We start from the raw sequence: 23,540 nt of genomic DNA on the forward strand, positions 1-23,540 counted from the left end.
TTGTCATCACGACGACGCTGCCCCGATGTCAGCGTGCTGACAGGTGCCGCTTGCTAACATGGGCAACCGCCCGATCGCTACGCGCCGCTCCCCCGATGCCCCCGCCCTCCGCCACGACTCCACATGCACCGCCGGCAAGCGATGCGCCGCCGCCCGACATCCTCGCGCTCTTTGTCGCGTTCGCACAGATCGGCCTGACCAGCTTCGGCGGCGGGCTGAGCGGGCGGATGATGCGCGACTTCGTGCACGAGCGGCGCTGGCTCGACGAAGAGGCGTTCCTCAACGGTCTCGCGCTGTCGCAGGCGTTGCCGGGCGTCAACGTGAAGAACCTCGCGATCTGGATCGGCTACCGGCTTGCCGGATGGCGCGGCGCAGTGGCCGGCTTCACCGGCATCATCGCGCCGCCGGCCGTGCTGATCGTGCTGTTCGGCGTCGCGTTCTCGGCCCTCACGCGCTTTCCGCTCACGCATGTCGCGCTCGCCGGCGCGGCAGCCGCGGCGATCGGGTTGTCGATCTCGATGGCGATCACCGCCGTGCGCCGGCTGCCGCGCCGCGCGCTGCCGTTCGCGGTGATGACGCTCACCTTCGTGTCGGTTGCGGTGCTGCACTGGCCGCTCGTGTGGACCGTGCTGATCGGCGGCGCGCTGAGCGTCGGGCTCGAATACCGCCGCGCGGCTGCGGCCGGGCGCGACGCACGATGACCGCGTCGTCGCGCTACGCCGCGCTGTTCGGCGTGTTCGCACCGCTGTCGATCGCGACGATCGGCGGCGGACAGGCGATCATCGCGGACATCCAGCGGCAGGTCGTCGACGTCCATCACTGGATGACCGCCACGCAATTCTTGAACGACTTCGCGATCGCGCGGATGGCGCCGGGCCCCGGCTCGCTGCTGGCGACGCTGATCGGCTGGCAGGTGGCCGGCTTCTGGGGCGCGGTGATCGCGACGCTCGCGCTGTTCGGCCCGACCGCGTTCCTGATCTATGGCGTCGCGCATCTGTGGCGGCGGCACCAGGGCGCGCGCTGGCAGATCGCGCTCGAAGCCGGCCTGCGCCCGGTCGCGGCCGGCATGATCCTCGCGTCGGTGTGGGTACTGCTGCAGGCGCTCGACGGCGGCTGGGCCGCGCGCGCGACCGCGGTTGCGTCAACGCTGTGCGTGATCTACACGCGCGTTCATGCGTTGCTGTTGATCGCGATCGGCGCGCTGCTGCTCGTCGGCGTGCACGCGCTCGGCGGCGCGTAGCGACGTTGCCAATAAGTCCAAACGCCTAAACGCCGCGAAACACCGGCGCGCGCCGCTCCGCAAACGCATGCAGCCCTTCGTCGAAATCCGCGCCTTCGCACGCATGCCGGCGCAACTCGGCAATCCGTTCGAACGCGTCGGCCGGCAACGGCCGCGCGTCCTGCAGCACGCGCAACTGCTCCTTCACGGCGTGCACCGCGAGCGGTGCCTTCGCGGCAATCGTGCGCGCGACGTCGAGCGCCGCATCGTCGACACCGCCCGCTTCGGCCAGCCGGTTCACGAGCCCGTGATGCGCGGCGCGCTCCGCGTCGAGCGGCTGCGCGCAGAAGAACATCTCCTTCAGCACGTGGATCGGCAGGTTGTCGTAGAAGCGCAGCAGGCCGCTCGTCGAATACGGCAGGCCGATATTCGCCGGCGTCATCGCGAACCGCGCGTCGCGCGCCGCGACGACGAGGTCGCAGCTCATCACGAGATCGACCGCCCCGCCCCACGCCGACCCGGCCACCGCCGCGATCACCGCGCCCGGATAGGTCCGCACGCGCCGCAGCGCCCGTTCGAGCGGCTTGCCGTATGCGAGCGGATCGCGATCGTCGGCCAGTTCGCGCAGGTCGTGCCCCGCGCTCCACACATCGCCGCTGCCGTCGTTCGACAGGATCACGACGGGCGGCGGACGGTGTTCGGCCAACGCATCGAGGCGCGCGACGAGTGCCTCGAGCAACGGCGCGTCGAGCGCATGCCGCCGCGCCGGATTCGCGAACCGCACGCGCGCGATCCGCTCGCCGATCATGTCGACCGTCACGTTCGACACACCTTCGGGTTTCGTCATGCCGGTCATTGCACGGCCTCCGCCATCGCTTCCGCCTGGAAAATCGCACGCCCGGCCAGCAGCGCATCGATCGCGGCTTCGCCATAGCCCGCTTCGCGCAGCACGTCGACCGTATGTTCGCCGAGCAGCGGCGGCGCATGGCGCGTGCGCGGCGCCGGCACGTCGTCACCCATCCCGCCGAGCGGCGTGACGACCTGACGCAGCATGCCGAGCGTCGGATGCGCAACCGGTTCGACCAGCCCGCAGTGTGCGAGCTGCGGATCGTCGAATACTTCGTCGAGCGTATTGATCGGCCCGGCCGGCAGCCCGGCCTCGACGAACCGCTGCGTCCATTCGCGCTTGCCGCGCGTGCGCAGCCGGCTTTCGAGCAGCGCCTTCAGCGCGTCGCGGTGCTCGACGCGCGCATCGTTGGTCGCGAAGCGCGGATCGTTCGGCAGCTCGGGCAGGTCCAGCAACCGGCACAGCCGCAGCCACATGTCGGTCGTGATCGGCGCGAGGTTGAGCGGCCCGTCGGCCGTCTCGAACACGCCGTACGGCGCGATCACCGCATGCGCATTGCCGGTGCGGCGCGGCACGTCGCCAAGGCTCAGGTAGCGTTGCCCGTGCACGCTCAGCAGCGCGACGAGGCTTTCGAGCAGCGACGTGCCGACATGCTGGCCGCGCCCCGTGCGCTCGCGCTCGAACAGCGCGGCCATCACGCCGGTCGCGACCCACATCCCCGAGCTGAGATCGCCGATCGCGGTGCCCGTGCGGGTCGGTTCGCCGTCCGGGAAGCCGGTGAGGCTCATCAGCCCCGCATAGCCCTGCGCGATCTGGTCGAAACCCGGCCAGTCGCGCAGCGGGCCGCGCGGGCCGAACGCGGTGACGCTGCCCATCACGAGCCGCGGATCGCGCGCGCTCAGCGCGGCGTAGCCGAGCCCCATCGCGTCCATCGTGCCGGCCTTGAAATTCTCGATCACGACGTCGGCCTGCCCGATCAGCCGGTGCACGACGTCGAGGCCGGCCGGCTGCCGGAAATCCACGCAAATGCCGCGCTTGTTGCGGTTGCAGGACAGGTAGTACGTGCTCACGCCGCGATCGAACGGCCCCCATGCACGGCTCATGTCGCCGTTCGGCCCCGACTCGACCTTGATCACGTCGGCGCCGAGATCGGCGAGCACCATCGAGCAGAACGGCCCCGACAGCGCGCGACTCAGATCGACGACCCTGATTCCTTTTAATGCCTGCATTCCGGACTCCTGATATTGATGACTGGGTGTGGCGTGTTTCCGAACAATCGCGGCGCGCCGCTCATTCGGGCAGCGTCTGGTGGCGCGTTTCGACCGCGAACGGCAGGATCAGGATGCCGAGCACGAACACGGCCGCGGTCCACGCGACCGGCACGCCGAGCGAACCGTAGCCGTGAATCGCGGCGCCGAGCAGGAAGTTCACGCCCGCGCCGATGAAGCGGCCGACCGACGCATTGAACGCGAACGCGGTCGCCCGCACGCGCGTCGGGTACTGCTCGGGCAGCCACAGCGAGAAGATCGCGAAGTTGCCGCCGAAGAAGCCGAGGAACGCGAGCGACACCATGAACGCCGTGAGCCCGTTCGGCTGGTAGAACGCCCAGCCGAACGCGAACACGATCGCACCGGCCATGCCCGCGAAATACACGCCGAGCGCGGTACGCCGGCCGAGCCGTTCCGCGAGCCACGGCGCGACCAGGCAGCCGGCGATCGTCGCGCACGACAGGATCGCCGCACCGACCGATGCGAGCCGCAATGCGCCGATGTGATCGATGCCCGCGCGTGCCGCCAGCGTGCTGACCGCGCTCGCCTCGTAGACGGAGCCGGCCCACAGCCCGACGATCGCGACGCCGACGAGGCTCGCGCTTGTCAGCGTGCGGCGCAGGAACGCCGGCGCGAAGATCTCGCGCAGCGGATGTGCACGCCGCGCGTCGGCCACGTCGCCGTCGCGCGCGTCGTGCCGGCGCCACTGCCCCGGTTCCTTCACGCGCATCACGGTGAACACCGCGAGCAGCGCGGGAGCGAGCCCGCACAGGAACATCGCGCGCCACCCGTAGGTCGCGCCGATCGTGTAGTTCAGGCAGGCCGCGATGAAGAAGCCGAAGTAGTAGCCCGTCTGCAGGTAGCCGGCCCCCATCTTGCGGCGGTCTTCCGGCCAGCTCTCGGCGACGTAGGTGCCCGCGAGCGCCCACTCGCCGCCGACGCCGATCCCGGCGATCAGCCGGCACGCGGCCAGCGCCCATACGTCGTGCACGAACGCGGCCGCGCCCGTGAACACCGAATAGATCAGAATGCTCGCGGCGAGCGTGCGCACGCGGCCGAAGCGGTCGGCGAGCGGCCCCCAGATGAACGACAGCCCCCAGCCGATCAGGAACAGCGCGAACAGGATCGAGCCGTACATCCCGAGATTCGCGGGCGTCGCCGCGATGCCGGACGCCGGCAGCAACTCGGTCAGTGCGGGAATCAGCACGAGCGCGTAGATCACCGAGTCCACGCCGTCGAGCACCCAGCCCGCGTACACGGCCCAGAAGCCCTTGACCTGCTCGCGCGTGAGCGGTGTGCGCCGCGGCTTCGCGCCGGCCGCCGGCGCGTCGATCGCCTTGAACATCTTCGTCTCCTTGCCGGCAGTGCCGGCGCTTTTGCCGCGTCCGGTCCGGAATGGCCGGCAGGCTGGCTCTTTTGTGAGACGAGTATAGAAACCCCATCAATCGGAGAAAAATATGATATTCATCTTGTTCGATCGGATTGGCTTATGGCTTGAATCGGGGGACGGCGGCGATGGACTTGAGACAGTTGCGCTATTTCGTGAAGGTCGTCGAATGCGGCAACGTCACGCATGCGAGCGAGGCGCTGCATGTCGCGCAGCCGGCGGTCAGCCAGCAGATGCGCAATCTCGAGCAGGATCTCGGGATGCAACTGCTCGAACGGAGCGTGCGCGGCGTCGCGCCGACCGCCGCCGGCCGCACGCTGTACCGGCATGCGCTCGAACTGCTGCGCCAGGCCGACGGCACGCGCGAACTGCTGCGCCGCGACGCCGATACGCCACAGGGCCGCGTGACGGTCGGCATGCCGTCGAGCACCGCGCGCGTGCTGGCCATTCCACTCGCCCGCGCGGTGCGCGACCGCTATCCGGGCATCATGCTGGAGCTGATCGAGGCGCCGAGCGCCGATCTCGACACGCTGCTCGAACGCGCGCGGCTCGATCTCGCGATCGTCGTCGACGCGGTCGACACGCGCGGCATCGCGATTCACCGGCTGCTGACGGAAACGCTGTACCTGATCACATGGCCCGGGTTTCCGGTGCCCGACGGCCCCGTGCCGCTCGACGCGATCGCACGGATGCCGCTCGTGCTGCCGAGCGCGCCGAACACGATCCGCAACCGCGTCGACTGGGCGATGCGCGAGGCCGGGCTGTCGTACGAGATCAGCTTCGAGGCGAGCTCGACGGGGCTGCTGTTCGCGGCCGTGATGGCGCAGCTCGGCGTGACGATCCTGCCGTGGACGGCCGCCCATGTCGAAATCGAGGAACGCAAGCTCAAGCTGTCGACGGTCGCGCACCGGCTGTTCGCGCGCGACCTGTCGCTGTGCTGGCACGATACGGCGCTCGTCAGCAACGCGGTGCAGAAGGTGAAGGCCGAGATCGCCCTGCTGTTCGACACGCTCGGACGGCGGCCCGAATGGGCGGCCGGGAATGCCGGCCTCGCGTGACTTGCGCAGCGCGTACCTTGTGCCGCGCCGCCTCACGTACTAAGCTCCTTTCGTACCGGGTACCGCTGACACCTGCCCTTCTCCTCGCCGCTCGGTATAAGCGTCGGGGGAAGGAGGCCGTTCGTGTCCCCGCTCCAGTCTGCCTGGCTTCTGCTGGGTATCAGTGTCCTCGCCGAAGTGCTCGGCTCCGTCGGCCTGAAGTTCTCGGCCGGCTTTTCCCGCCCGCTGCCGTCCGCGATCACCGTCGTCTGCTACGCATGCGCCGTCTGGCTGATGGCGCTCGCCACGAAGCGGCTCGAAATGGGCCTCGCGTATGCGAGTTGGGCCGCCGCCAGCACGGCGGCCACGGCCATGATCGGCATTGTCTGCTTCGACGAATCGGTGTCGTCGCTGAAGCTTGCCGGCATCGCGCTGACCATCTGCGCGCTCGTCGCGCTCAACCTCGGCGATGCGGCGGCGCGATGACCGGTGCGCAGGCGCCTGGCGGGGCATTGACAGCGCCCCCGGCGCCCCTTAACGTTGCTTCCAACGTAACCATCACCGGTTCAGCTTAAGAGGTTGTCGGCCCGCTCGTGCTCGACACCTCTGCCTTCATCGAAGGCCTGCTGCTTGGCGCCGGCCTGTTCACGTCGGTTGGCCCCAAGGACGCGTTCGTCATCAAGCGCTCGATCTCGAGCCCCCATCTGCTCTCCATCGCCCTTGTCTGCGCAGGCAGCGACGCGCTGCTGATCGTGCTCGGCGCGCATGGGCTGTCGTCGTTGCTGTCGCGGCATCCCGGCGTGGTGTCGGCCGCGCTGTGGGCCGGCATCGCGTATCTCACCGGCTATGGCCTGCTCGCGCTGCGCTCGGCGATCCGGCGGCGACAACCCGAGCACGTCGATGGTCCGCGCACCGGCAGCGAACCCACGCTGTCGCGCACGGTGCTTGCGACCGCCGCCGTCTCGCTGCTCAATCCGTATGCGTGGATCGACACCGTGCTGCTGCTCGGCACCGTGATCGTGAGCCACACGCGCACCGTTCGCGATCGGTGCGATGACCGCTTCGCTCGCGTGGTTCCTGATGCTCGCGTATGGCGCACGCGCATGCCGCGCGTGGTTCGCTCGTACGCTTGCGTGGCGCGTGCTCGATTTCTTCGTCGCGGTGATGATGCTCGGCTTCGCGGTTCGTTTCGCGATCGACGCGCTTTAGGCGTCAGCGGCCCGCTACCGATACCGCGCGAAACGCATCGTGCGCGCCGGCATGCAGCTCGAAACCGATGCCCGGCGCCTGCGGCACGCGTGCGTATCCCGCGTCGACGCTTTCGCCATCGGCGAGTCCGCTGAACGGATGGAATGCGAACGGATTGACTTCCGCACCGCCGAGCCCGAGCGCCGCGACGACGTGCAGCGAGAACAGGTGGCCGCCGTGCGGCCAGAACGCATCGCGCCGCCAGCCGCGCGACACGAAGTGTTCGACGATCCGCAGGTAGCCCGGCAGCCCGTAGCAATGCACCGGATCGAACACGAGCACGTCGCGGTCGTTGCGCAGGCCGCCGTAGCGGTCGAGCAGCTTCGCTTCCGCGAGCGAGAACAGCGCTTCGCCGGCCGCGATCGGCGGCGCGTATCGCGCGGCGAGGTCCGCTTGAAGCGGCAAGTCGAGCGGATCGCAGACGTCCTCGAACCACCAGAGATCGAACGGCGCGAGCATCGCGGCGGCGGCGTGGACGGTCGTCGCGTCGTACGTGTTCATCGCGTCGACCGCGAGATGCGAACTGTCCGCAAGCCTTGCGGCGGCGGCTTCGATGCGGCGCCTGTCCTGGTCGGGATCCGCGCCGCCGATCTTGATCTTCGCGTGCGTGTAGCCGAGATCGGCGATGCGGCGCATCTCGTCCGACAGGCGCGCGAGATCGTCATGCGGATGGCGGTAGCCGCCGCCCGCGTACACACGCACGCGCGGTGCGGCAATGCGTTCGAGCCGGTCGGCGAGAAAACGATGGAGCGGCAGGCCGGCGACTTTCGCGGCGGCGTCCCAGATCGCCATGTCGAGCGTGCCGACCGCCACGCATCGTTCGCCGTGTCCGCCGGGTTTTTCGCCGGCCATCATCGCGTGCCATGCGCGCAACGGATCGAGGTTCGTGCCGGCTTCGTCGGCGAGCGTGTCGGCGGCGGCCAGCAGGCGCGGCGCGAACCGTTCGCGGATCAGGCCGCCCTGCGCGAAGCGGCCGACCGATGCGTAACCGTAGCCCGTCACGGGGCGGCCGTCGCGCACGACATCGGTGACGACCGCGACGACGCTCGTCGTCAGGCCGCCCGACGGAATGGCCGGGTCGGCATAGCGGGAGACGGGAATCGCTTGTTCGCGGATATCGGTGATGCGCATGGCCGGATTTCCGAGGGTGGCGACCGGCGCGGGCGGACGATCTGCGCAATGCGGCCGGAACGGTGGGCGGACCGCTGCATCATAGGCGCTGGCGCGGCGGGTTGCAGGCGTGCGTTACCGCTGCGGACGATCGCGCTGCAGCCTCTGCGTGATCGCCGAGAAGTCGGCCTGGATCACGGCGAAGATGAACGCGGTCGACATTCCGAACAGCAGCACGCCGCACGACGATTCGATCGCGCCGAGCATTCGCCAGTTCGCGGCGGGCACGATGCCCGACGCGCCGCGCGTCGCCATCGCATCGATCGAGAAGAACAGCGCGTCGCCGAACGAGCCGATCGCGCCGACCTGCACAAAGGTCGCGCCCCAGGCGATCGCTTCCAGCGTATGCAGCAGCCCGAGCGCGACGCAGATCAGCGCGATGATGCCCGTCACCTTGCGCAACTGTGCGTGGATGTCGTCGCGGCGCACATCGAGCGCTTCGCGAAGCCGGCGCGCGACGACCGCCAGACCGACCATCGCCGCGGTGTGCACGAGGATCGTGGCCATGCCGAGCAGGATACCGATCGTCCAGCTTTCCATGATGGGCCTTTTCGTTCGGGGACGGTAGTGGGTCGGGGGAAGATTAACACCGGGGCAGCGCCGTTATTCAATGTTCGTATCGAGTACCTTTGAGCGCTGGCGATACCCGCAGCACTTGTGCGAAGCCCAACCGTCGTTCCTCCATATTCGTCCGTACGCCAACGGCTATTCAATCGCCCGACTTCGGACCGCGATAATTCCAAATAACCATCCCCCACGATGTGCGCTGAGGTCCCGGCATTGGTTCCCCGGCCTCGATATAAACTGAATCTTTCACAGCAGGGCTTTGCCAATAACCGGCGCGCGGACAAGGCTCTCCGGGCAAGACCCGTAGCTTGGGTTGCGCGACAGGCTTGGGGAAGTAAGTTTCCTCCTCCGCCGGAATGCTGCCATCCCGGTAACGCTTGTCCTCCCACAGCAGCCGCCAGCGCACCACATGTTCGTCGTTGGTACCTTCCAACAGGTACTTGTGGGCAATACTGCCTTTGAGGAAGTAGCTCGGACAGCCGACCTTGCCGGCCGGAAACCATGGCTCCCAGATACCCTCGACAGGAATCTCCTGATCGCTGTAAACCTCGCCGTTCCCAGATTCGTTCTTAGGTGGACAGGGAGGAAGCGCTGCGGGATAGCTGCGACCGGGTGGCCAATACCGCCACGCCGGAAGTGGTGCATCTTCAAACATTGATTCATAGGTCCAATGCTCAAAAACACGGGTTCCTCCATCCGCACGTGTTCCGTATGCAAGCATCCCGGTAAAACCAAATCCAACCGTGCACTTGAGCGCATAGCAAATCAACCTTTCGATCCACACTCCCTCTGCGAACCCAGTGGCATACACGGGGTCCGCGAAGTTGGTGTCCTTCAGCCCCAGCGAATGAAAAAACGGATCGTATTTCCGGCCGATTTCAAGTGCACTTCGGCCGAACAAAAGGTCGCCACCTTGCTGGCTTCCTATAACCAGCGCGTCGTATGCCGCTCGCTTATCAAGACCTCGGCGCAATGCATCAATACCGATATCCATCTGCACCAGTGCTTCCAAGAAGTCGTGGGTGTACGCCTCCTCAAGCTCCCCCTGATTTTGACTCGGCGTGTCCAATTGCTTTGCATACGCGCCGAGAAAATCCCGATATAGTCCGACCGCGTGCTCCAGGAGCGTGAAACTCGTCCATTTTTTTAGGAGATAAAACGCCTTAGCCCGCGCGTTCTGCTCCTGCTCAGGGGTCGTGGTCAAAGTATTCAACATCACGGGTCCTGTTCATCCGTCGATTGTTTGCCAACATCGGCCACTGCTCGCCGCGCGTAGCCTTCCTGCCTGATCTTGGCCGATCGCTCACGCTCCGCCAGCATCAGCGCTCGCGCAGTTGCATGATTGGGTAGCTTAACGTCAGTCCAATGCGTCTGAAGCGCCCGTCGGAGTGTTGAAATTCGGCACCAACGCTACGGCGCGTTGAAAGGATGTGCACCGAGCTGCGATTGGTAGATACCGTGAATGGTGGGTGGCTCACCGGACACCGCCAGCGACGCCACCGCCCCACCATCGAGCCAAGCCAGTTTCGCCACCACTGCCCGGAATCCCCTCTCTTGCCATTCCCACCCACTCCCCTGGAAAGCGCAGTCCATTCGGCAGCAGTCCGGACACAAGCAAATGCATGTTCGAGGATGACATGGGTGGTAGTCGTACGGGCCTCGCGACAGGCCTGAAGCAATATCACAATGCTGTCGATCGCGGGCGTGATCGGCGCGGTATTCGCGAGGATGCTGATGACGACGTTCTCGTTCGTCAGCGCCGAGATCGTGGCGATCGACGCGCGGGTTGCCGCTGCCTGCCATTCGGACCGGCGCGACGGTGAATGTGTCGATCCGGCCCGGACGGTGACGCCCGGGCCGGATCGCGGCGGGATATCGGAACCGGTCGAGCGTGCGACCACGCCCGGCGAGCAGTTTCCGGATCGGAACGAATGGTGTCGGGCTGAAGTCCCCCGCTTGCCATCCGGCTGAAATACCGGTTCATCGGCATGGGGAAAGGGTGCGTTTCAACTCGTCGGAACGACCGGCGCTTTTGCGCGGGTCGAATCGATGGGCCCGCTCACGCGAACACGAAGTACTTGCGCACCGTCTCCACCACTTCCCAGGTCCCTTTCATGCCCGGTTCGATCACGAACACGTCGCCGGCTTTCAGGTGCACAGCCTCCTCGCCTTCCGGCGTGATGATGCAGTAGCCGTCGAGGAAGTGGCAGTACTCCCATTTCTCGTAGTTCACTTCGAACTTGCCCGGCGTGCAGATCCAGGTGCCCATGATCTTGCTGCCGTCCCGGGAGAGGTAAGCGTTGAGGTTCACGGTGTGCGGATCGCCGCCGATGCGCTTCCACTTGGTCGCGTCAAGGACCGGAGTCGGGCAGGTTTCGCGCAGAACGGTGATGAAATCGGACATGTCAGCTCCAGACAAACGATCGGATAAGAGGTCTGTCACGTTAGTTCGAAAGCGTTATCGCGGCTTGTATGCTTCCGACGCCGACTCGTCTATTTTCGACACTGGCGCGCTTGCTGGCGCGCCGCCAGCGCGTTCCGTCCGGCCTTGCATCGACGGAACGCTTCTGGCCGATCCCTGACGACCATTCCCGGCGATGCCATCGCTCCCACCCCAAGCCATGCCGGTTTCGGGGACCGTGGCCAAAACGCCTCGCTTGCAACTTCTCGGCTAAACCCTCAAGAAGGCATCGTATAGTGGCTGTTACCTCAGCTTTCCGAGCCCCAGCGCGTTAATCAAAACCACCATTCATGCGCATCCTTACGTCACGTTTTCCCCCGGCCTCACGAAGAACTATTGTTCATGCGAGTTTCGCAACGATGTCAGTTCTCTCGCCAACGCCGTTCGGCAAAAACTGCTGACATAGAAAAATATCTACAGCCCTCACGGCCGCCGCCAAATCCCAGGTGTAGACCTCATGCAATTGCTCGAAGATTCATCGACATGGCTCGACAAGGCTGCTCCCCTCCCTCAAATCCATCAAACACTTCCACCATGCCGATAGGCCATCGACCGGTACACTCGACTCGGGACGGCCAAGATATACTATCAAGGACCAGTGGTCAGCCCACGATAGGGGCACGCCACCTTCTGAAATAACAATCGCCCAATAGACTATGCGCAAGGCAAGTCCAGATGACCTGCTGTTTGTATCCAAGTCCCCTAAAGAGCGACTTGATTACTTAGCCGCTGGTGCAAGCATCGTTGCTCGCACCGGGTACGATGTGAGGGGCCTTCGCATCAAGGCCTCACTAGATCGGCTAAGCCTAGCAAGCCTGTTCCTTAAAGACGCGAGAAGGCTTTACGCAGCCGATTCAAGTCTAAAGAGAACTGTTGTCAGCCGGGCCTACTATGCCATGTACCATGCGCTCCGAGCTGCAACTTTCTTGTCACACGGCGGTGACGACCATGAACAACATACGGTTCTGCCATCGAAACTACCGACAGATTTTCCGAGTCAAGCGATATGGCAAAACAGACTAAAAAACGCCCGACTTGAGCGAAATCGCGCTGATTATGACCCATACCCTAAAAAAGATGATCAATTCGATGACGTGGCTCGAAGCTTGATTGCCGATGCTACTAATCTGATCACACTTACACGCGCGTACATACGCTCAAAGTCGTAAGGATATTCATGAAAACTGAAACGACGGTCCGACAATTGGTGGAGCGAGAATTTTCGTCGGCCGGAATAGCACCGGCTGCCATCCACATTCGTAGCTTTCCCGGGGAAACGATTGTTATTGTCGAGGTGGAATCGCAATACGAGCGGGCCCTTACTCTCGCTCAGAAGCTTGATGGCGTCATAGAAAATGGTTTCGTCACAATCCGTCAAGTTCCCTCTCAGACGACACAAAAAAAGACAACTGGCGGTTCCGTCAAAAACGTTCACGATGCTAGAGTCAATGACCTCTTGGAGCTACTGAGTGCTCGTTCCCGTACATCCGAAACACAGCCGAGTCTTCGATTTATTAAGGATGTCGATGAACGTCTGAATCTCGCACTTTCCTCGCGACATCAGCTTATCTTCGGCAGACGAGGAGTGGGAAAGACTTCCCTTTTGCTAGAGGCCAAAAGACTACTTGAAAAAAATGGCGCACTCGCCCTTTGGGTGAACATGCATCCATTCAGAAGTCTTGATGCAGGAAAGGCCTTTCTAACCGTAGTTTCCCGGCTATGCGATCTCGCGATTGGTGCATACCAAGCCGGCACAAGCACAGCCGCAAGCATTCAACTTATCACGGCTGTACGTGCCAAAATAGAGGAGCGACTATACTCCAACAGCTTGAGCATTGATGAAGCATCGAGTCTCGTTCCGCTTATCCAACAGGCGATTTCTCGCTTCAGCGTAGAGACCAATCTACAAACATATATTTTTCTTGACGACATCCATTATCTATCCGTCCCTCAAGTTCCATTATTACTGGACTTACTTCACGGAATAACAAGAGATAATCCAGTATGGTTGAAGATTGCTGGCATTCAACATCAAACGCGCTGGTTTATTCCGAACCCACCCACCGGCTTACAAACCGGGCATGACGCTACAATTATCAATCTCGACGTCACGCTAGAACACCCCGAGCGGGCCAGCAAGTTCCTACTTGATGTACTACGCGGTTACGTAGAGGAATGCAGCGCACTTCCTCTAAGTCACGTCTTGAGTTCGTCTGCGCTTGAGCGCTTAGTGCTTGCCTCCGGCGGTGTTCCTCGAGATTTTCTGACTTTATGCGCCGCATCTATTCAAACCGCTCGTCAACGAACCAACGCGTCCGCTGTGGGCGTCCAAGACGTGAATAACGCGGCAGGGATCGCAGGTCAAACCAAATCACAGGAACTCGAAGACGACGCCGCTGCCGTCGAAGGCAGGTCCGCGGTTCTAATAGATGCTCTAAACAAGATAAGAACTTTTTTGCTTACAGAAAAGCAAATCACATTTTTCCGAGTGGATTTTCGCGACAAAGAAATGCATGGCGCGGAATATCGCGTTCTCCAGGCACTGGCCGATCTTAGAATGTTACATCTGATCAACGCAAGCCTATCCGACCCCAATCAGGCGGGGCAACGATCAGAAGTTTACTTATTAGATTTAAGTCAATACTCAGGATCACGACTAAAGCAAAGATTGCGCGTTCTGGATTTCGAACATGGGCACATGGTATTAAAAAAAACTCGGAGCACAGAACCACCGAAATTAGGAAATACCGTCCTCCGGTTGGTTGCCCTATTACGGCAAGGGCCGATGTTTCCGCTGGAAACGATCGGCGAACTCGATGTGACCGGCACGGATATCTAACTCGCGGCTCGAATAAACGGAGACACGTTATTGTGTCTAGCATTCAAGTTGGCAAATACTAGTATGGGGGTATTTTCCCCATACTTCAGGATAAACAAGCATCGCTCGCGCTTTATCGGCTCGTGCTTGTTCTTGATCATCTGGTAGTAGGTGTTTAACCGGCCTTCGTCAGCTGCACCGCAGCGGTAAACCTCTCGATAATGCCCTTCCGCATGACGTCCTTAACGGTCCGCTGTACGCCATCCAAGCGGATTCGATTAGTCTCATATCACCTCGCCCACCTTGCCCCCCCCGGAATGTCTTCGAGAAACATTAGCAGCTTCTCGGTGGAAGCCGCCCGCGAGAGGCCGGGTCCATGATCTTCGCAAACTGCGGTAGCCACTCCCTGATAAACAGCGGACGGCGAAAGAACGGAAGCATTCCTGTAGTTTCTGGCAAATCTCCGCAAATTTGCGATCTTCGCTCCAACATTCGACTCAGAATTTCTACTCTCTAATATCGGACCACAAATAGTGCACCCCAAAATCAGGCGCAGCGAAAAGAGATATTTTGATAGAATTGACCACCAACCAAAACAGCAGATTTCCCTCCCATAAGCAGAACACCACAGTAGCTAACGAGAGACCAAATGAATACGCGCGCATGGAAGCCACTTCAAGATTTACAAGAACCATTCAATGATGCCGTAAATTACAAGACACGAAAACAGCGGGAATTCTTTAATAAAATTTTCCTACGCACGACAGATCTGCAAGATTGCCTTCAACCATCCGTCTACTTTCTTATCGGAGAGAAAGGATCTGGGAAGACAGCGTATGCTGCGTACCTTGAAGCTAACGAGCTGGACCATCATCGCTGCAAACTCACCACGATGACCGAAAGTCAGTATAAGCGCTTCATAGAACTAAAAAGGAGCGGGAAACTAGCGTACAGCGATTACGCAAACATTTGGCGCCCCCTGCTCCTAAACATGACCTGCCAAGCCATAATCTCAAAATCAAAAGGATTTTTCGCCGGAATCACTGGAAAATTCAGCACGATCGAACGTGAAATACAAAAGTTCAACAAAGAGGCGCTAAATCCAGAGGTCGAAGTTGCGTTCGAAATGATTCAGGAGCGAAATTATTCCGCAGAAATTGGGAAAGAGAAGGTTGCAAAACTCTCGGGGGAACACAAGAACAAATCGACTGACACCACCGAGAGAATAAAACATCATTTACTTGATGTAGAGGGCAGACTTAAATCTGCGCTTGCAGATCTCTCCCTCAAGCATCATCACGTCGTATTCGTCGACGGAATCGACTACCGCCCGGAATCGGTACCATACGCTGATTACATTGCCTGCATTAAAGGCCTCGGAGAAGCCACATGGCAACTCAACAATGAATTTTTTGGATCGATTCGCGATTCAAAGGGTCGAATTAAAATTGTCTTACTGGTACGGCCCGATGTATTCCACGCATTAAATCTTTACAATTCAAACTCAAGATTACAAGACAATTCCGTATTTCTTGATTGGTCAACCACAGAGCAAGAGCTTCGTACTTCGCGCCTCTACGAAGCATCTGGGAAATTTTTCTCCAGCCAACAGAATTTCCAGATCGACTCCGTGACCGCAGCCGATCAATATTTTGTCGCCGGAAAAGAAGATTCGACATTCAAAAAACTTCTCAAGAATTCATTTCAAAAACCACGAGACATATTAACTTTCGTGAGAATATCGAGAAAAATAACGATATCGAAGAGAGCGGGAGGCGGGCTATTTCACATTCCCGTCGATATTATGCAAGACCCCAACTTTACTCGAGAATACTCCGATTATCTATTGGGGGAGATAAGAAATTATGCAGCCTTTTACATGCATCAAAATGATTTTTCCATTTATATAAAATTCTTTCAATACCTCAATGGACGATCAAATTTCGATCTAAACACATTTTCAACAGCATTCAAGCACTTCTCCGCATGGGCGGAAGGCGAGAGCATTGGAAATCGAGATTATCTGCGAGATCCCGAAGCACTTCTCCAATTTTTTTACGATGTAAATTTAATTGGCTACAAAGAAAATTCCCTACAAGACTCGGATCGCTTCTTCCATTGGTCATATCGAGAAAGATCCCTCAACAACCTCTCTCCAAAAATAAAAACAACTGGCACACTAATAATCAATCCAGGTGTAGCGAAAGCACTGGACATTGGAAAAAGAACGCGATCACACAACCCTACTGATTCGGAGAAGCGACAGAAATACAACAGGAAACGGAAGGGACGAACTCATAATACAAATACCAGCAACGCCAAAGCAGCACTTGGCATAAAGCAGCCTCAGATCAGAGGAGAACGCCTCAATGGCGCGCCAGGGAACGCAAATGTGAAAGCAGGGGAAAATTTCACCAGCGCAAGTAAAGTTGCCGGCGAAGCTCCGTCTCAACGTCGTCGGGCGTGGAAAGGCCGCTCGTCGAAGCGAGCATCGACCAAGCCGAATGTTTAACCGCAAGTAGATTCTTCAGCAACAGGAGCGGTGAATTGCTGCCCCCAGCGCGAGGCCACCGCTCCACCACCGAGCAATGCCAGTTTCGCTGCCACCGCCCGAAACGACCCGGTTGCCATCCCCACCCAACCCCCTGTACAATCACTCGTTCTGCGGGCGTCGTATAATGGCCATTACCTCAGCTTCCCAAGCTGATGACGTGGGTTCGATTCCCATCGCCCGCTCCACTTTCCGGCTGCATGACAGCCTGCGCATGAGCCGCCTCGTCGAAGGCGGCTTTTTTGTACCATGTGCCGGTTCACCCGGCGCACTGCTGCGCAACGGGCCCTCGCCCGCAACGAGCCTTTCTCTGTCACCAATGATGCACGACGATCCGAACGAAGCCGGCCTGCCGCCGCACGACGACGCCAATCCCGACGAACCCGCCGAAGGCGCCGACGAAGTCAATCCGCTGCACCACCGCCGCATCCGCAGCTTCGTGACGCGTGCCGGCCGTGTGTCGACCGGCCAGCGCCGCGCGATGGACGAACTCGGCCCGCGCTTCGTCGTCCCGTATGCGCCGGAGCTGCTCGACTGGAATGCGGTGTTCGGCCGCAGCGCGCCGCGCATCCTCGAGATCGGTTTCGGGATGGGCGCGTCGACCGCGGAAATCGCCGCGCACCGCCCGGGCGACGACTTCCTCGGCGTCGAGGTGCACGAACCGGGCGTCGGCGCGCTGCTGAAGCTGATCGGCGAGCAGGATCTGCCGAACATCCGCATCATTCAGCACGACGCGGTCGAGGTGCTCGAGCACATGCTCGCGCCGGAAAGCCTCGACGGCGTGCACATCTTCTTCCCCGATCCGTGGCACAAGGCGCGCCACCACAAGCGCCGGCTGATCCAGCCGCCGCTCGTCGCGCATCTCGCGTCGCGGCTGAAGCCCGGTGCGTACCTGCACTGCGCGACCGACTGGCAGAACTACGCCGAGCAGATGCTGGAAGTGCTCGGCGCGGAACCGTCGCTCGAAAACACGGCCGCCGACTACGCGCCGCGCCCCGACTACCGCCCGGTGACGAAGTTCGAACGGCGCGGGCTGCGGCTCGGCCACGGCGTGTGGGACCTGGTGTTCCGCAAGCGCGCAGGCTGACCCGTTCCGCCGCGGCGGCGTACGCCGCGTTGCCCCCGGATGACAAAACGGCCCGACCGGCATTTGCCGATCGGGCCGTTTTTTTATCGCAGGCGCGCCCGCCTCCGTGCCGGCATCACGCCCAGTTCAGCCAGCCGCTGTAACCGACCAGCAGCACGAACAGCCCGAACGCGATCCGGTACCACGCGAACACCGTGAAATCGTGCGTGGCAACGTAGCGCAGCAGCCAGCGCACGCACACGAACGCGCTGACGAATGCCGCAACGGCCCCCAGCACGAACAGGCCGAGCGAATCGACGGTGAACGCCTGCCAGTCCTTGACGGTTTCATAGAGCGTCGCGCCGAAGATGATCGGAATCGCGAGGAAGAACGAGAATTCGGTGGCGACGCGCCGGTCGAGGCCGAACAGCATCCCGCCGATGATCGTGGAACCCGAGCGCGACATGCCGGGAATCAGCGCGAAGCACTGCGCGATACCGACCTTGAGCGCGTCGAGCGGCGTCAGCTCATCGACCGACATCACGCGCGGCGGCTCGCTGCGCTCGCGCTGTCGCGCCTCGGCCCACAGGATGATCGCGCCGCCCACGACGAGCGCGAAGGCAACCGGTACCGGCGAGAACAGCACCGCCTTGATCTTCTTCTCGAACAGGAGGCCGAGCGCGATCGCGGGAATCGTCGCGATCACGACGTTCAGTGTGAAGCGCCGCGCGTCGGGCCGGCTTGGCAGCCCGGACACGATGGACGCGATCCGCTGCCGGTATTCCCAGCAGACCGCGAGGATCGCGCCGAACTGGATCACGACGTCGAAAGTCTTCGCGTGCGAATCGTTGAAATTCAGGAAGCTGCCCGCGACGATCAGGTGACCGGTGCTCGACACCGGCAGGAATTCCGTCAGCCCCTCGACGACGCCGAGGATCAATGCCTTGCAGATCAGGATCCAGTCCATCCGTGGCCCAACTCCGAAATGGTCGAATGAATGGGCCACTCTTCCACGCGCGGCCCCCCTCCGGCCGTGCGCGGTACGTCGTCATTTTTCGACGATCGCCACGCGTATGCCGTTTGTAAGAATCGTAATTGTACCGGGTTCGTAGTTCACGCCGGCAAATTGCAGTTGTTCGGGCTTGAACGTGTAGATCGGATAGTTGGTCAGCACCTGCGTCGCGAGCAGGCCGGCGGCCGCGCCGACCTGCTGCGCGTACATCTGCGCGTCGCCGTCGAGCACGAGGCTGTCGACGGCGGGCGCTCTCAGTACGACCGAGCGGCTCGGCGCGTCGTACGCGAGCTGGCCCGACACCGTGAACTTGCCACTGACGGGCGCGCGCAGGAACGGGCTCGCGAAATGCGCGTCGAGCTGCACGGCGACGCGGTTCTGGTCGGGCAGCAGGTTGACGGCCGGATTCACGAGCGACACGTCGACGACCTGCGCGACCGTCTTCTCATACGGGAACTTGCGCGCGACGGCTTTCTGCACATCGCCGCGCGAAAACGTGTAGTGATCGGGGATGAACGGGAACGTCGATGCGCAGGCGGCGAGCGAGAGCATCACACCGACGGCGCCGACGGATGCGGCGAGAAAACGGCGCCGGCCAGGCGCGCAAGGGGCGGTCATGCGGAACAATCTCCTGTATGCGACGGCTGCGTCGCGGCCTCGAGGCGCGTGAGCCACGCGAGCGCGTCGTCGCGCGACGCGCCGCACATGTCGGCGGACGGCTGCAACCCGGAACAACATGCGGGACGTTCGGGCCGGCCGAAGATCCGGCAGCACAGGTCGTCGCCGAGCTGCACGCAGCGCACGCCGGCCGGCTTGCCGTCGGGCATGCCCGGAATCGGGCTGGAAATCGACGGCGCGATGCAACACGCGCCGCAGCCTTCGCGGCACGCATGCGGCGGCGGAACATCGGCGGGCGCCGGGCGGACAGGCATTTCGACGGACACGCGGCTCTCTCGAACGAACAACAAAAAAACGGTGCGGCAACCGGACGCAGCGTGCGGCAGCCCACCCCGCATTGTGCCATCGCCGGCTGCGACGTTATTACACAATGCAGCCGAATCGCGCGTTTATATACTCCAAAGCATCTAAAAAGCGCGAGAACGTCATGAGTTCCGGTTCTGCCGACACAATGTTCCGTCCCGATTTGCTCGCGAAATACGGCGCGAACGGGCCGCGCTATACGTCATACCCCACCGCGCTGCAGTTCCGCGACGATTTCGACCCGGCCGACTACGTGCGCGCGGCAAGCGACGCCGGCGCTTCGTCGAGCGAGTTGTCGCTGTACTTCCACATCCCGTTCTGCAACACCGCGTGCTTCTACTGCGGCTGCAACAAAATCGCGACCAACAACCGCCGCCGCGCGCGTCCGTATCTCGACCAGCTCAAGCGCGAGATGGCGTTGCAGGCCGCGCTGTTCGATCCGGCGCGCCCCGTCACGCAACTGCACTGGGGCGGCGGCACGCCGACCTTCCTGTCCGACGACGAAACGGCCGAGCTGATGGCGGCCACCCGCGAGCACTTCGCGCTCGCACCGGACGCCGACGCCGAGTTCTCGATCGAGATCGACCCGCGCACGGTCACGCCGGCGTCGCTCGTGCACCTGCGCACGATCGGCTTCAACCGGCTGAGCCTCGGCGTGCAGGATTTCGATCCGGTCGTGCAGCAGGCGATCAACCGCATCCAGCCGCTCGCGATGACGGCCGACCTGCTCGGCGCCGCGCGCGCGACGGGCTTTCACTCGGTGAGCGTCGACCTGATCTACGGGCTGCCGCACCAGACGGTTTCCGTCTTCGCGCGCACGCTCGAGACGATCATCGAACTCGCGCCCGACCGGCTGTCGGTGTTCGGCTATGCGCACATGCCGCACCTGTTCAAGATGCAGCGGCAGATCGACGATGCGACGCTGCCGCCGCCCGCGACGCGGATCGCGCTGCTCGGCCTCGCGATCGACATGCTGACGTCGGCCGGCTACGTGTACATCGGAATGGACCACTTCGCGCGGCCGTCCGACGAGCTCGTGCGCGCGCAACGCAACGGCACGCTGCAGCGCAATTTCCAGGGCTACAGCACGCGCGCGGATACCGACCTCGTCGGTTTCGGCGTGTCGTCGATCGGCAAGGTCGGCGACGTCTACGCGCAAAACGCGAAGGACCTGCCCGCGTACGGCGCCGCGCTCGAGGCGGGCAGGCTGCCGATCGCGCGCGGCGTGCGGCTCACGCCCGACGACCGGCTGCGCCGCGACGTGATCACGCAACTGATGTGCAACCTCGAACTGCCGTTCTCGCATGTCGAGGCCGCGCACGGCATCCGCTTCGCCGATCATTTCGCGCGCGAGCTCGACGCGCTGCGCCCGTTCGAGCGCGACGGGCTGCTGACGATCGCGGGCGATCGTCTGACGATTCATCCGGCCGGCCGAATGGTCGTACGCAACATCGCGATGGCGTTCGACGCATATCTCGGGCAGACGCCGCGGCAGCGCTACTCGCGCACGGTCTAGGGCACGGCGGGCCCGGGCCGGCCGCGCGCAAGCGGCCGGTTTGATACAGTGTGGGGTTTACGTTCCGGCAGAATCCGCACGATGCGCACCACCAAAGCGACCTACGCGGTCGAACGCCTGAAGACCCGCTCCGGCAACCCGCAATTCGCGGCCGTCGCGATGGCGGGCGGCCTGTTCTATCTCGTCGACCGCTCGGGCGGCACCGCCGAGAAACGCTGCGAACCGCTGCCGCTCGACGAGTTCGTCAAGTTCGTCGACGCATTCGGCCCCCAAAAGCCGCGCAAGGCGAGCAAGCTCGACCTCGCATTCGAGGCGCAGATCAAGAAGAGCAAAGGGTAAAGGTCTGTTGCAGGCCGCCTGAAGGCTTCGCGGCCGCCCCATTTGGTACAATCGCGAAGTTTCTCTATCTATCCCCGCTGATGGCCGACCAGGCTGCGTGACCACACCATGAATATCGAAAACGCGCGTTTCAACATGATCGAACAGCAGATCCGGCCGTGGGACGTGCTGGATCTGGACATCCTGGGCCTGCTGTCGATCGTCAAGCGTGAACAGTACGTTCCGGCCGAATACCGCGACCTCGCGTTCGCCGATCTCGAACTGCCGCTGCCCGGCGGCCGCAGCAAGATGCTGTTCCCGCGCGTCGAAGCGCGCGTGCTGCAGGAACTGACGGTCAAGAAGCACGAGAACGTGCTCGTGATCGGCGCGGGCTCGGGCTACCTGGCCGCACTGTTCGCCCATCGCGCGCAGCACGTGACGGCCGTCGAGATCGATCCGGCGATCGCGAAGTTCGCGGAAGACAACCTTCGCAACGACGGCGTGACCAACGCGGAAGTCGTGCTCGGCGACGGTTCGCGCGGCTGGGCCGGCAAGGCGCCGTACGACGTGATCTGCGTCGCGGGCGGCCTGCCCGTCGTGCCGCAGGAAATGCTCGAACAGCTGAAGATCGGCGGCCGCCTGTCAGCGTTCGTCGGCGGCCGTCCGGTGATGAAGGCGCAGATCATCACGCGCATCGACGACAAGCAGTACCGCGTCGCCGACGTGTTCGAAACCTACATCGACCACCTGGTCAACGCGATCGAGCCGTCGCGCTTCAAGTTCTGAGCGGCGGAGCCTCCATGCAGATCCTGACACCCGCCCTGCTCGCGGAATGGCTCGGCGATACGGCGCGCCCCGCGCCGATCGTGCTCGACGTGCGCGAGCCGTGGGAAATCGCGACCGCGCAGATCGCCGGCAGCGTGTCGATTCCGATGCAGCAGATCCCCGCGCGCAGCGAAGAGCTCGACGACGAAGCGGAAATCGTCTGCGTGTGCCATCACGGGATGCGCAGCGCGCAGGTCGCGATGTTCCTCGAATCGCGCGGCTTCACGAAGCTGTACAACCTGCAAGGCGGGATCGACGCGTGGTCGCGCGACGTCGATCCGTCGGTGCCGCGTTACTGACCATTCCGGCGGCGCATCGCGCGCCGCCGCGCCGACCGGCAAAGTGCCGCCGGCCCCGCTGATTCGCCGAACGGGCGCGCATGGCGCGCCCGTTTCTGTTTCTGTTTCTGTTTCCCGCCCCCTCCGTTCCGCCCTCCTCCGTTTCCGCCTGCGTATCGATAACGATCGCGTGCACCATTTGCGCCCGCGAACCTGCACCGCAACGGACCGGGCATGCTGCACGACGCATCATGCGCACCGTCCCGGCGCCCGGCTCAGCCCCGCGCAGGCACGCCGGGCGTGCATCCGCGCGACTGGCACATGCCTTGCGTTACCCGATGGCCGGCGCCTCCACGGCGCACGCACATCCAACACGACAAGGGGATCCCGATGAAACGTCGCAGTCTGTTGAAGTTCGGTTCGATGGCCGGCGCGCTTGCGCTGGCGGGCAAGAGCCCGTTCGCGAAAGCGGCCGATGCGGGCACCGGCCCGATCAAGGTCGGCATCCTGCATTCGCTGTCGGGCACGATGGCGATCTCCGAGACGTCGCTGAAGGACACGGCGCTGATGACGATCGCCGACATCAACAAGAGCGGCGGCGTGATGGGTCGCAAGCTCGAGCCCGTCGTGGTCGATCCCGCGTCGAACTGGCCGCTGTTCGCGGAGAAGGCGCGCCAGCTGCTCACGCAGGACAAGGTCGCGTGCGTGTTCGGCTGCTGGACGTCGGTGTCGCGCAAGTCCGTGCTGCCGGTGTTCGAGGAACTGAACGGGCTGCTCTACTACCCGGTGCAGTATGAAGGCGAGGAAATGTCGCGCAACGTGTTCTACACGGGCGCGGCGCCAAACCAGCAGGCGATTCCGGCCGTCGAGTACCTGATGGGCGCGGAAGGCGGCGGCGCGAAGCGCTTCTTCCTGCTCGGCACCGACTACGTGTATCCGCGCACGACCAACAAGATCCTGCGCGCGTTCCT

General features: G+C 62.6%; 24 protein-coding genes, 1 tRNA gene and 1 pseudogene. 16 read left to right on the forward strand and 10 right to left on the reverse strand.

Annotated features, from left to right (window positions below; translation table 11 throughout):
• Positions 1-95: 95 nt before the first annotated feature.
• Positions 96-701, forward strand: coding sequence for a chromate transporter (locus BFF94_RS32290; RefSeq protein ID WP_128849107.1), 606 nt, complete (start codon positions 96-98; stop codon positions 699-701).
• On the forward strand, positions 698-1,240 hold the full coding sequence (locus tag BFF94_RS32295) for a chromate transporter (protein ID WP_128849105.1): 543 nt from the start codon (positions 698-700) through the stop codon (positions 1,238-1,240). The genes BFF94_RS32290 and BFF94_RS32295 overlap by 4 nt, the downstream gene beginning before the upstream one ends.
• A gap of 25 nt (positions 1,241-1,265) precedes the next feature.
• On the opposite strand, the gene scpB is transcribed toward BFF94_RS32295, so the two are convergent.
• The 3 genes from scpB to BFF94_RS32310 form a co-directional block, all read right to left on the reverse strand.
• Positions 1,266-2,075 carry a methylmalonyl-CoA decarboxylase gene (gene scpB, locus BFF94_RS32300; protein ID WP_128849102.1) on the reverse strand — a complete coding sequence of 270 codons (810 nt, stop codon included), beginning with the start codon at positions 2,073-2,075 and terminating at the stop codon, positions 1,266-1,268.
• Positions 2,072-3,295, reverse strand: coding sequence for a CaiB/BaiF CoA transferase family protein (locus tag BFF94_RS32305; RefSeq protein WP_219140253.1), 1,224 nt, complete (start codon positions 3,293-3,295; stop codon positions 2,072-2,074). The genes scpB and BFF94_RS32305 overlap by 4 nt, the downstream gene beginning before the upstream one ends.
• Before the next feature lie 61 nt (positions 3,296-3,356).
• The gene (locus tag BFF94_RS32310; protein WP_219140254.1) at positions 3,357-4,679 is read right to left on the reverse strand and encodes an MFS transporter; all 1,323 of its coding nucleotides are present in this window, start codon (positions 4,677-4,679) and stop codon (positions 3,357-3,359) included.
• A 170-nt stretch (positions 4,680-4,849) separates the two neighbouring features.
• Here BFF94_RS32310 and BFF94_RS32315 point away from each other — a divergent pair, with 170 nt between their 5' ends.
• From BFF94_RS32315 to BFF94_RS38240, 3 genes and pseudogenes are all read left to right on the forward strand, one after another.
• The gene (locus BFF94_RS32315; RefSeq protein WP_128849096.1) at positions 4,850-5,779 is read left to right on the forward strand and encodes a LysR substrate-binding domain-containing protein; all 930 of its coding nucleotides are present in this window, start codon (positions 4,850-4,852) and stop codon (positions 5,777-5,779) included.
• 123 nt (positions 5,780-5,902) lie between these two features.
• Positions 5,903-6,244, forward strand: a complete 342-nt coding sequence (locus BFF94_RS32320) for a DMT family transporter (RefSeq protein WP_128849093.1) — start codon at positions 5,903-5,905, stop codon at positions 6,242-6,244.
• A 107-nt stretch (positions 6,245-6,351) separates the two neighbouring features.
• Positions 6,352-6,723: pseudogene (locus BFF94_RS38240) on the forward strand (LysE/ArgO family amino acid transporter); the annotation flags it as partial.
• 247 nt (positions 6,724-6,970) lie between these two features.
• On the opposite strand, the gene BFF94_RS32330 reads toward BFF94_RS38240, so the two are convergent.
• The 3 genes from BFF94_RS32330 to BFF94_RS32340 form a co-directional block, all read right to left on the reverse strand.
• Complete coding sequence (locus BFF94_RS32330) at positions 6,971-8,137, reverse strand: enolase C-terminal domain-like protein (RefSeq protein WP_128849091.1); 1,167 nt, start codon at positions 8,135-8,137, stop codon at positions 6,971-6,973.
• A 114-nt stretch (positions 8,138-8,251) separates the two neighbouring features.
• Positions 8,252-8,716, reverse strand: coding sequence for a two pore domain potassium channel family protein (locus BFF94_RS32335; protein WP_128849088.1), 465 nt, complete (start codon positions 8,714-8,716; stop codon positions 8,252-8,254).
• A 169-nt stretch (positions 8,717-8,885) separates the two neighbouring features.
• Positions 8,886-9,959 carry an Imm71 family immunity protein gene (locus BFF94_RS32340; protein WP_246637464.1) on the reverse strand — a complete coding sequence of 358 codons (1,074 nt, stop codon included), beginning with the start codon at positions 9,957-9,959 and terminating at the stop codon, positions 8,886-8,888.
• Positions 9,960-10,429: 470 nt separating this feature from the next.
• Here BFF94_RS32340 and BFF94_RS32345 point away from each other — a divergent pair, with 470 nt between their 5' ends.
• On the forward strand, positions 10,430-10,714 hold the full coding sequence (locus BFF94_RS32345) for a hypothetical protein (protein WP_219140255.1): 285 nt from the start codon (positions 10,430-10,432) through the stop codon (positions 10,712-10,714).
• A gap of 88 nt (positions 10,715-10,802) precedes the next feature.
• On the opposite strand, the gene BFF94_RS32350 is transcribed toward BFF94_RS32345, so the two are convergent.
• Positions 10,803-11,147: a cupin domain-containing protein gene (locus BFF94_RS32350; RefSeq protein WP_128849080.1), complete on the reverse strand. Its 345-nt coding sequence runs from the start codon at positions 11,145-11,147 to the stop codon at positions 10,803-10,805.
• 713 nt (positions 11,148-11,860) lie between these two features.
• On the opposite strand from BFF94_RS32350, the gene BFF94_RS32355 reads away from it, so the two are divergent.
• From BFF94_RS32355 to trmB, 5 genes are all read left to right on the forward strand, one after another.
• On the forward strand, positions 11,861-12,373 hold the full coding sequence (locus BFF94_RS32355) for a HEPN domain-containing protein (protein ID WP_128849077.1): 513 nt from the start codon (positions 11,861-11,863) through the stop codon (positions 12,371-12,373).
• Between the two features lie 8 nt (positions 12,374-12,381).
• Complete coding sequence (locus BFF94_RS32360; RefSeq protein ID WP_128849075.1) at positions 12,382-14,043, forward strand: ATP-binding protein; 1,662 nt, start codon at positions 12,382-12,384, stop codon at positions 14,041-14,043.
• A 628-nt stretch (positions 14,044-14,671) separates the two neighbouring features.
• The gene (locus tag BFF94_RS32365) at positions 14,672-16,534 is read left to right on the forward strand and encodes a P-loop ATPase, Sll1717 family (protein ID WP_201260452.1); all 1,863 of its coding nucleotides are present in this window, start codon (positions 14,672-14,674) and stop codon (positions 16,532-16,534) included.
• A gap of 152 nt (positions 16,535-16,686) precedes the next feature.
• Positions 16,687-16,761, forward strand: a tRNA-Gly gene (locus tag BFF94_RS32370).
• A gap of 131 nt (positions 16,762-16,892) precedes the next feature.
• Positions 16,893-17,660 carry a tRNA (guanosine(46)-N7)-methyltransferase TrmB gene (gene trmB / locus BFF94_RS32375; protein ID WP_128849072.1) on the forward strand — a complete coding sequence of 256 codons (768 nt, stop codon included), beginning with the start codon at positions 16,893-16,895 and terminating at the stop codon, positions 17,658-17,660.
• A 115-nt stretch (positions 17,661-17,775) separates the two neighbouring features.
• Here the strand turns inward: trmB and BFF94_RS32380 are convergent, their stop codons facing one another.
• From BFF94_RS32380 to BFF94_RS32390, 3 genes are all read right to left on the reverse strand, one after another.
• Positions 17,776-18,606: an undecaprenyl-diphosphate phosphatase gene (locus tag BFF94_RS32380; RefSeq protein WP_128849070.1), complete on the reverse strand. Its 831-nt coding sequence runs from the start codon at positions 18,604-18,606 to the stop codon at positions 17,776-17,778.
• Between the two features lie 81 nt (positions 18,607-18,687).
• On the reverse strand, positions 18,688-19,269 hold the full coding sequence (locus BFF94_RS32385; RefSeq protein WP_128849068.1) for a DUF1439 domain-containing protein: 582 nt from the start codon (positions 19,267-19,269) through the stop codon (positions 18,688-18,690).
• Complete coding sequence (locus BFF94_RS32390) at positions 19,266-19,583, reverse strand: YkgJ family cysteine cluster protein (protein ID WP_128849126.1); 318 nt, start codon at positions 19,581-19,583, stop codon at positions 19,266-19,268. The genes BFF94_RS32385 and BFF94_RS32390 overlap by 4 nt, the downstream gene beginning before the upstream one ends.
• A 173-nt stretch (positions 19,584-19,756) precedes the next feature.
• On the opposite strand from BFF94_RS32390, the gene hemN reads away from it, so the two are divergent.
• The 5 genes from hemN to BFF94_RS32415 form a co-directional block, all read left to right on the forward strand.
• Complete coding sequence (hemN, locus tag BFF94_RS32395; RefSeq protein ID WP_128849065.1) at positions 19,757-21,148, forward strand: oxygen-independent coproporphyrinogen III oxidase; 1,392 nt, start codon at positions 19,757-19,759, stop codon at positions 21,146-21,148.
• Positions 21,149-21,229: 81 nt separating this feature from the next.
• Positions 21,230-21,487 carry a hypothetical protein gene (locus BFF94_RS32400; RefSeq protein WP_128849062.1) on the forward strand — a complete coding sequence of 86 codons (258 nt, stop codon included), beginning with the start codon at positions 21,230-21,232 and terminating at the stop codon, positions 21,485-21,487.
• Between the two features lie 108 nt (positions 21,488-21,595).
• Positions 21,596-22,252, forward strand: a complete 657-nt coding sequence (locus BFF94_RS32405) for a protein-L-isoaspartate O-methyltransferase family protein (protein ID WP_128849060.1) — start codon at positions 21,596-21,598, stop codon at positions 22,250-22,252.
• 14 nt (positions 22,253-22,266) lie between these two features.
• Positions 22,267-22,590 carry a rhodanese-like domain-containing protein gene (locus BFF94_RS32410; protein ID WP_128849057.1) on the forward strand — a complete coding sequence of 108 codons (324 nt, stop codon included), beginning with the start codon at positions 22,267-22,269 and terminating at the stop codon, positions 22,588-22,590.
• A gap of 369 nt (positions 22,591-22,959) precedes the next feature.
• Positions 22,960-23,540, forward strand: a 581-nt coding sequence (locus BFF94_RS32415; RefSeq protein WP_219140256.1) for a transporter substrate-binding protein, incomplete at its 3' end; no start/stop codon positions are given.

This window comes from Burkholderia catarinensis (genome assembly GCF_001883705.2).
In the GTDB taxonomy this organism is placed as follows: domain Bacteria; phylum Pseudomonadota; class Gammaproteobacteria; order Burkholderiales; family Burkholderiaceae; genus Burkholderia; species Burkholderia catarinensis.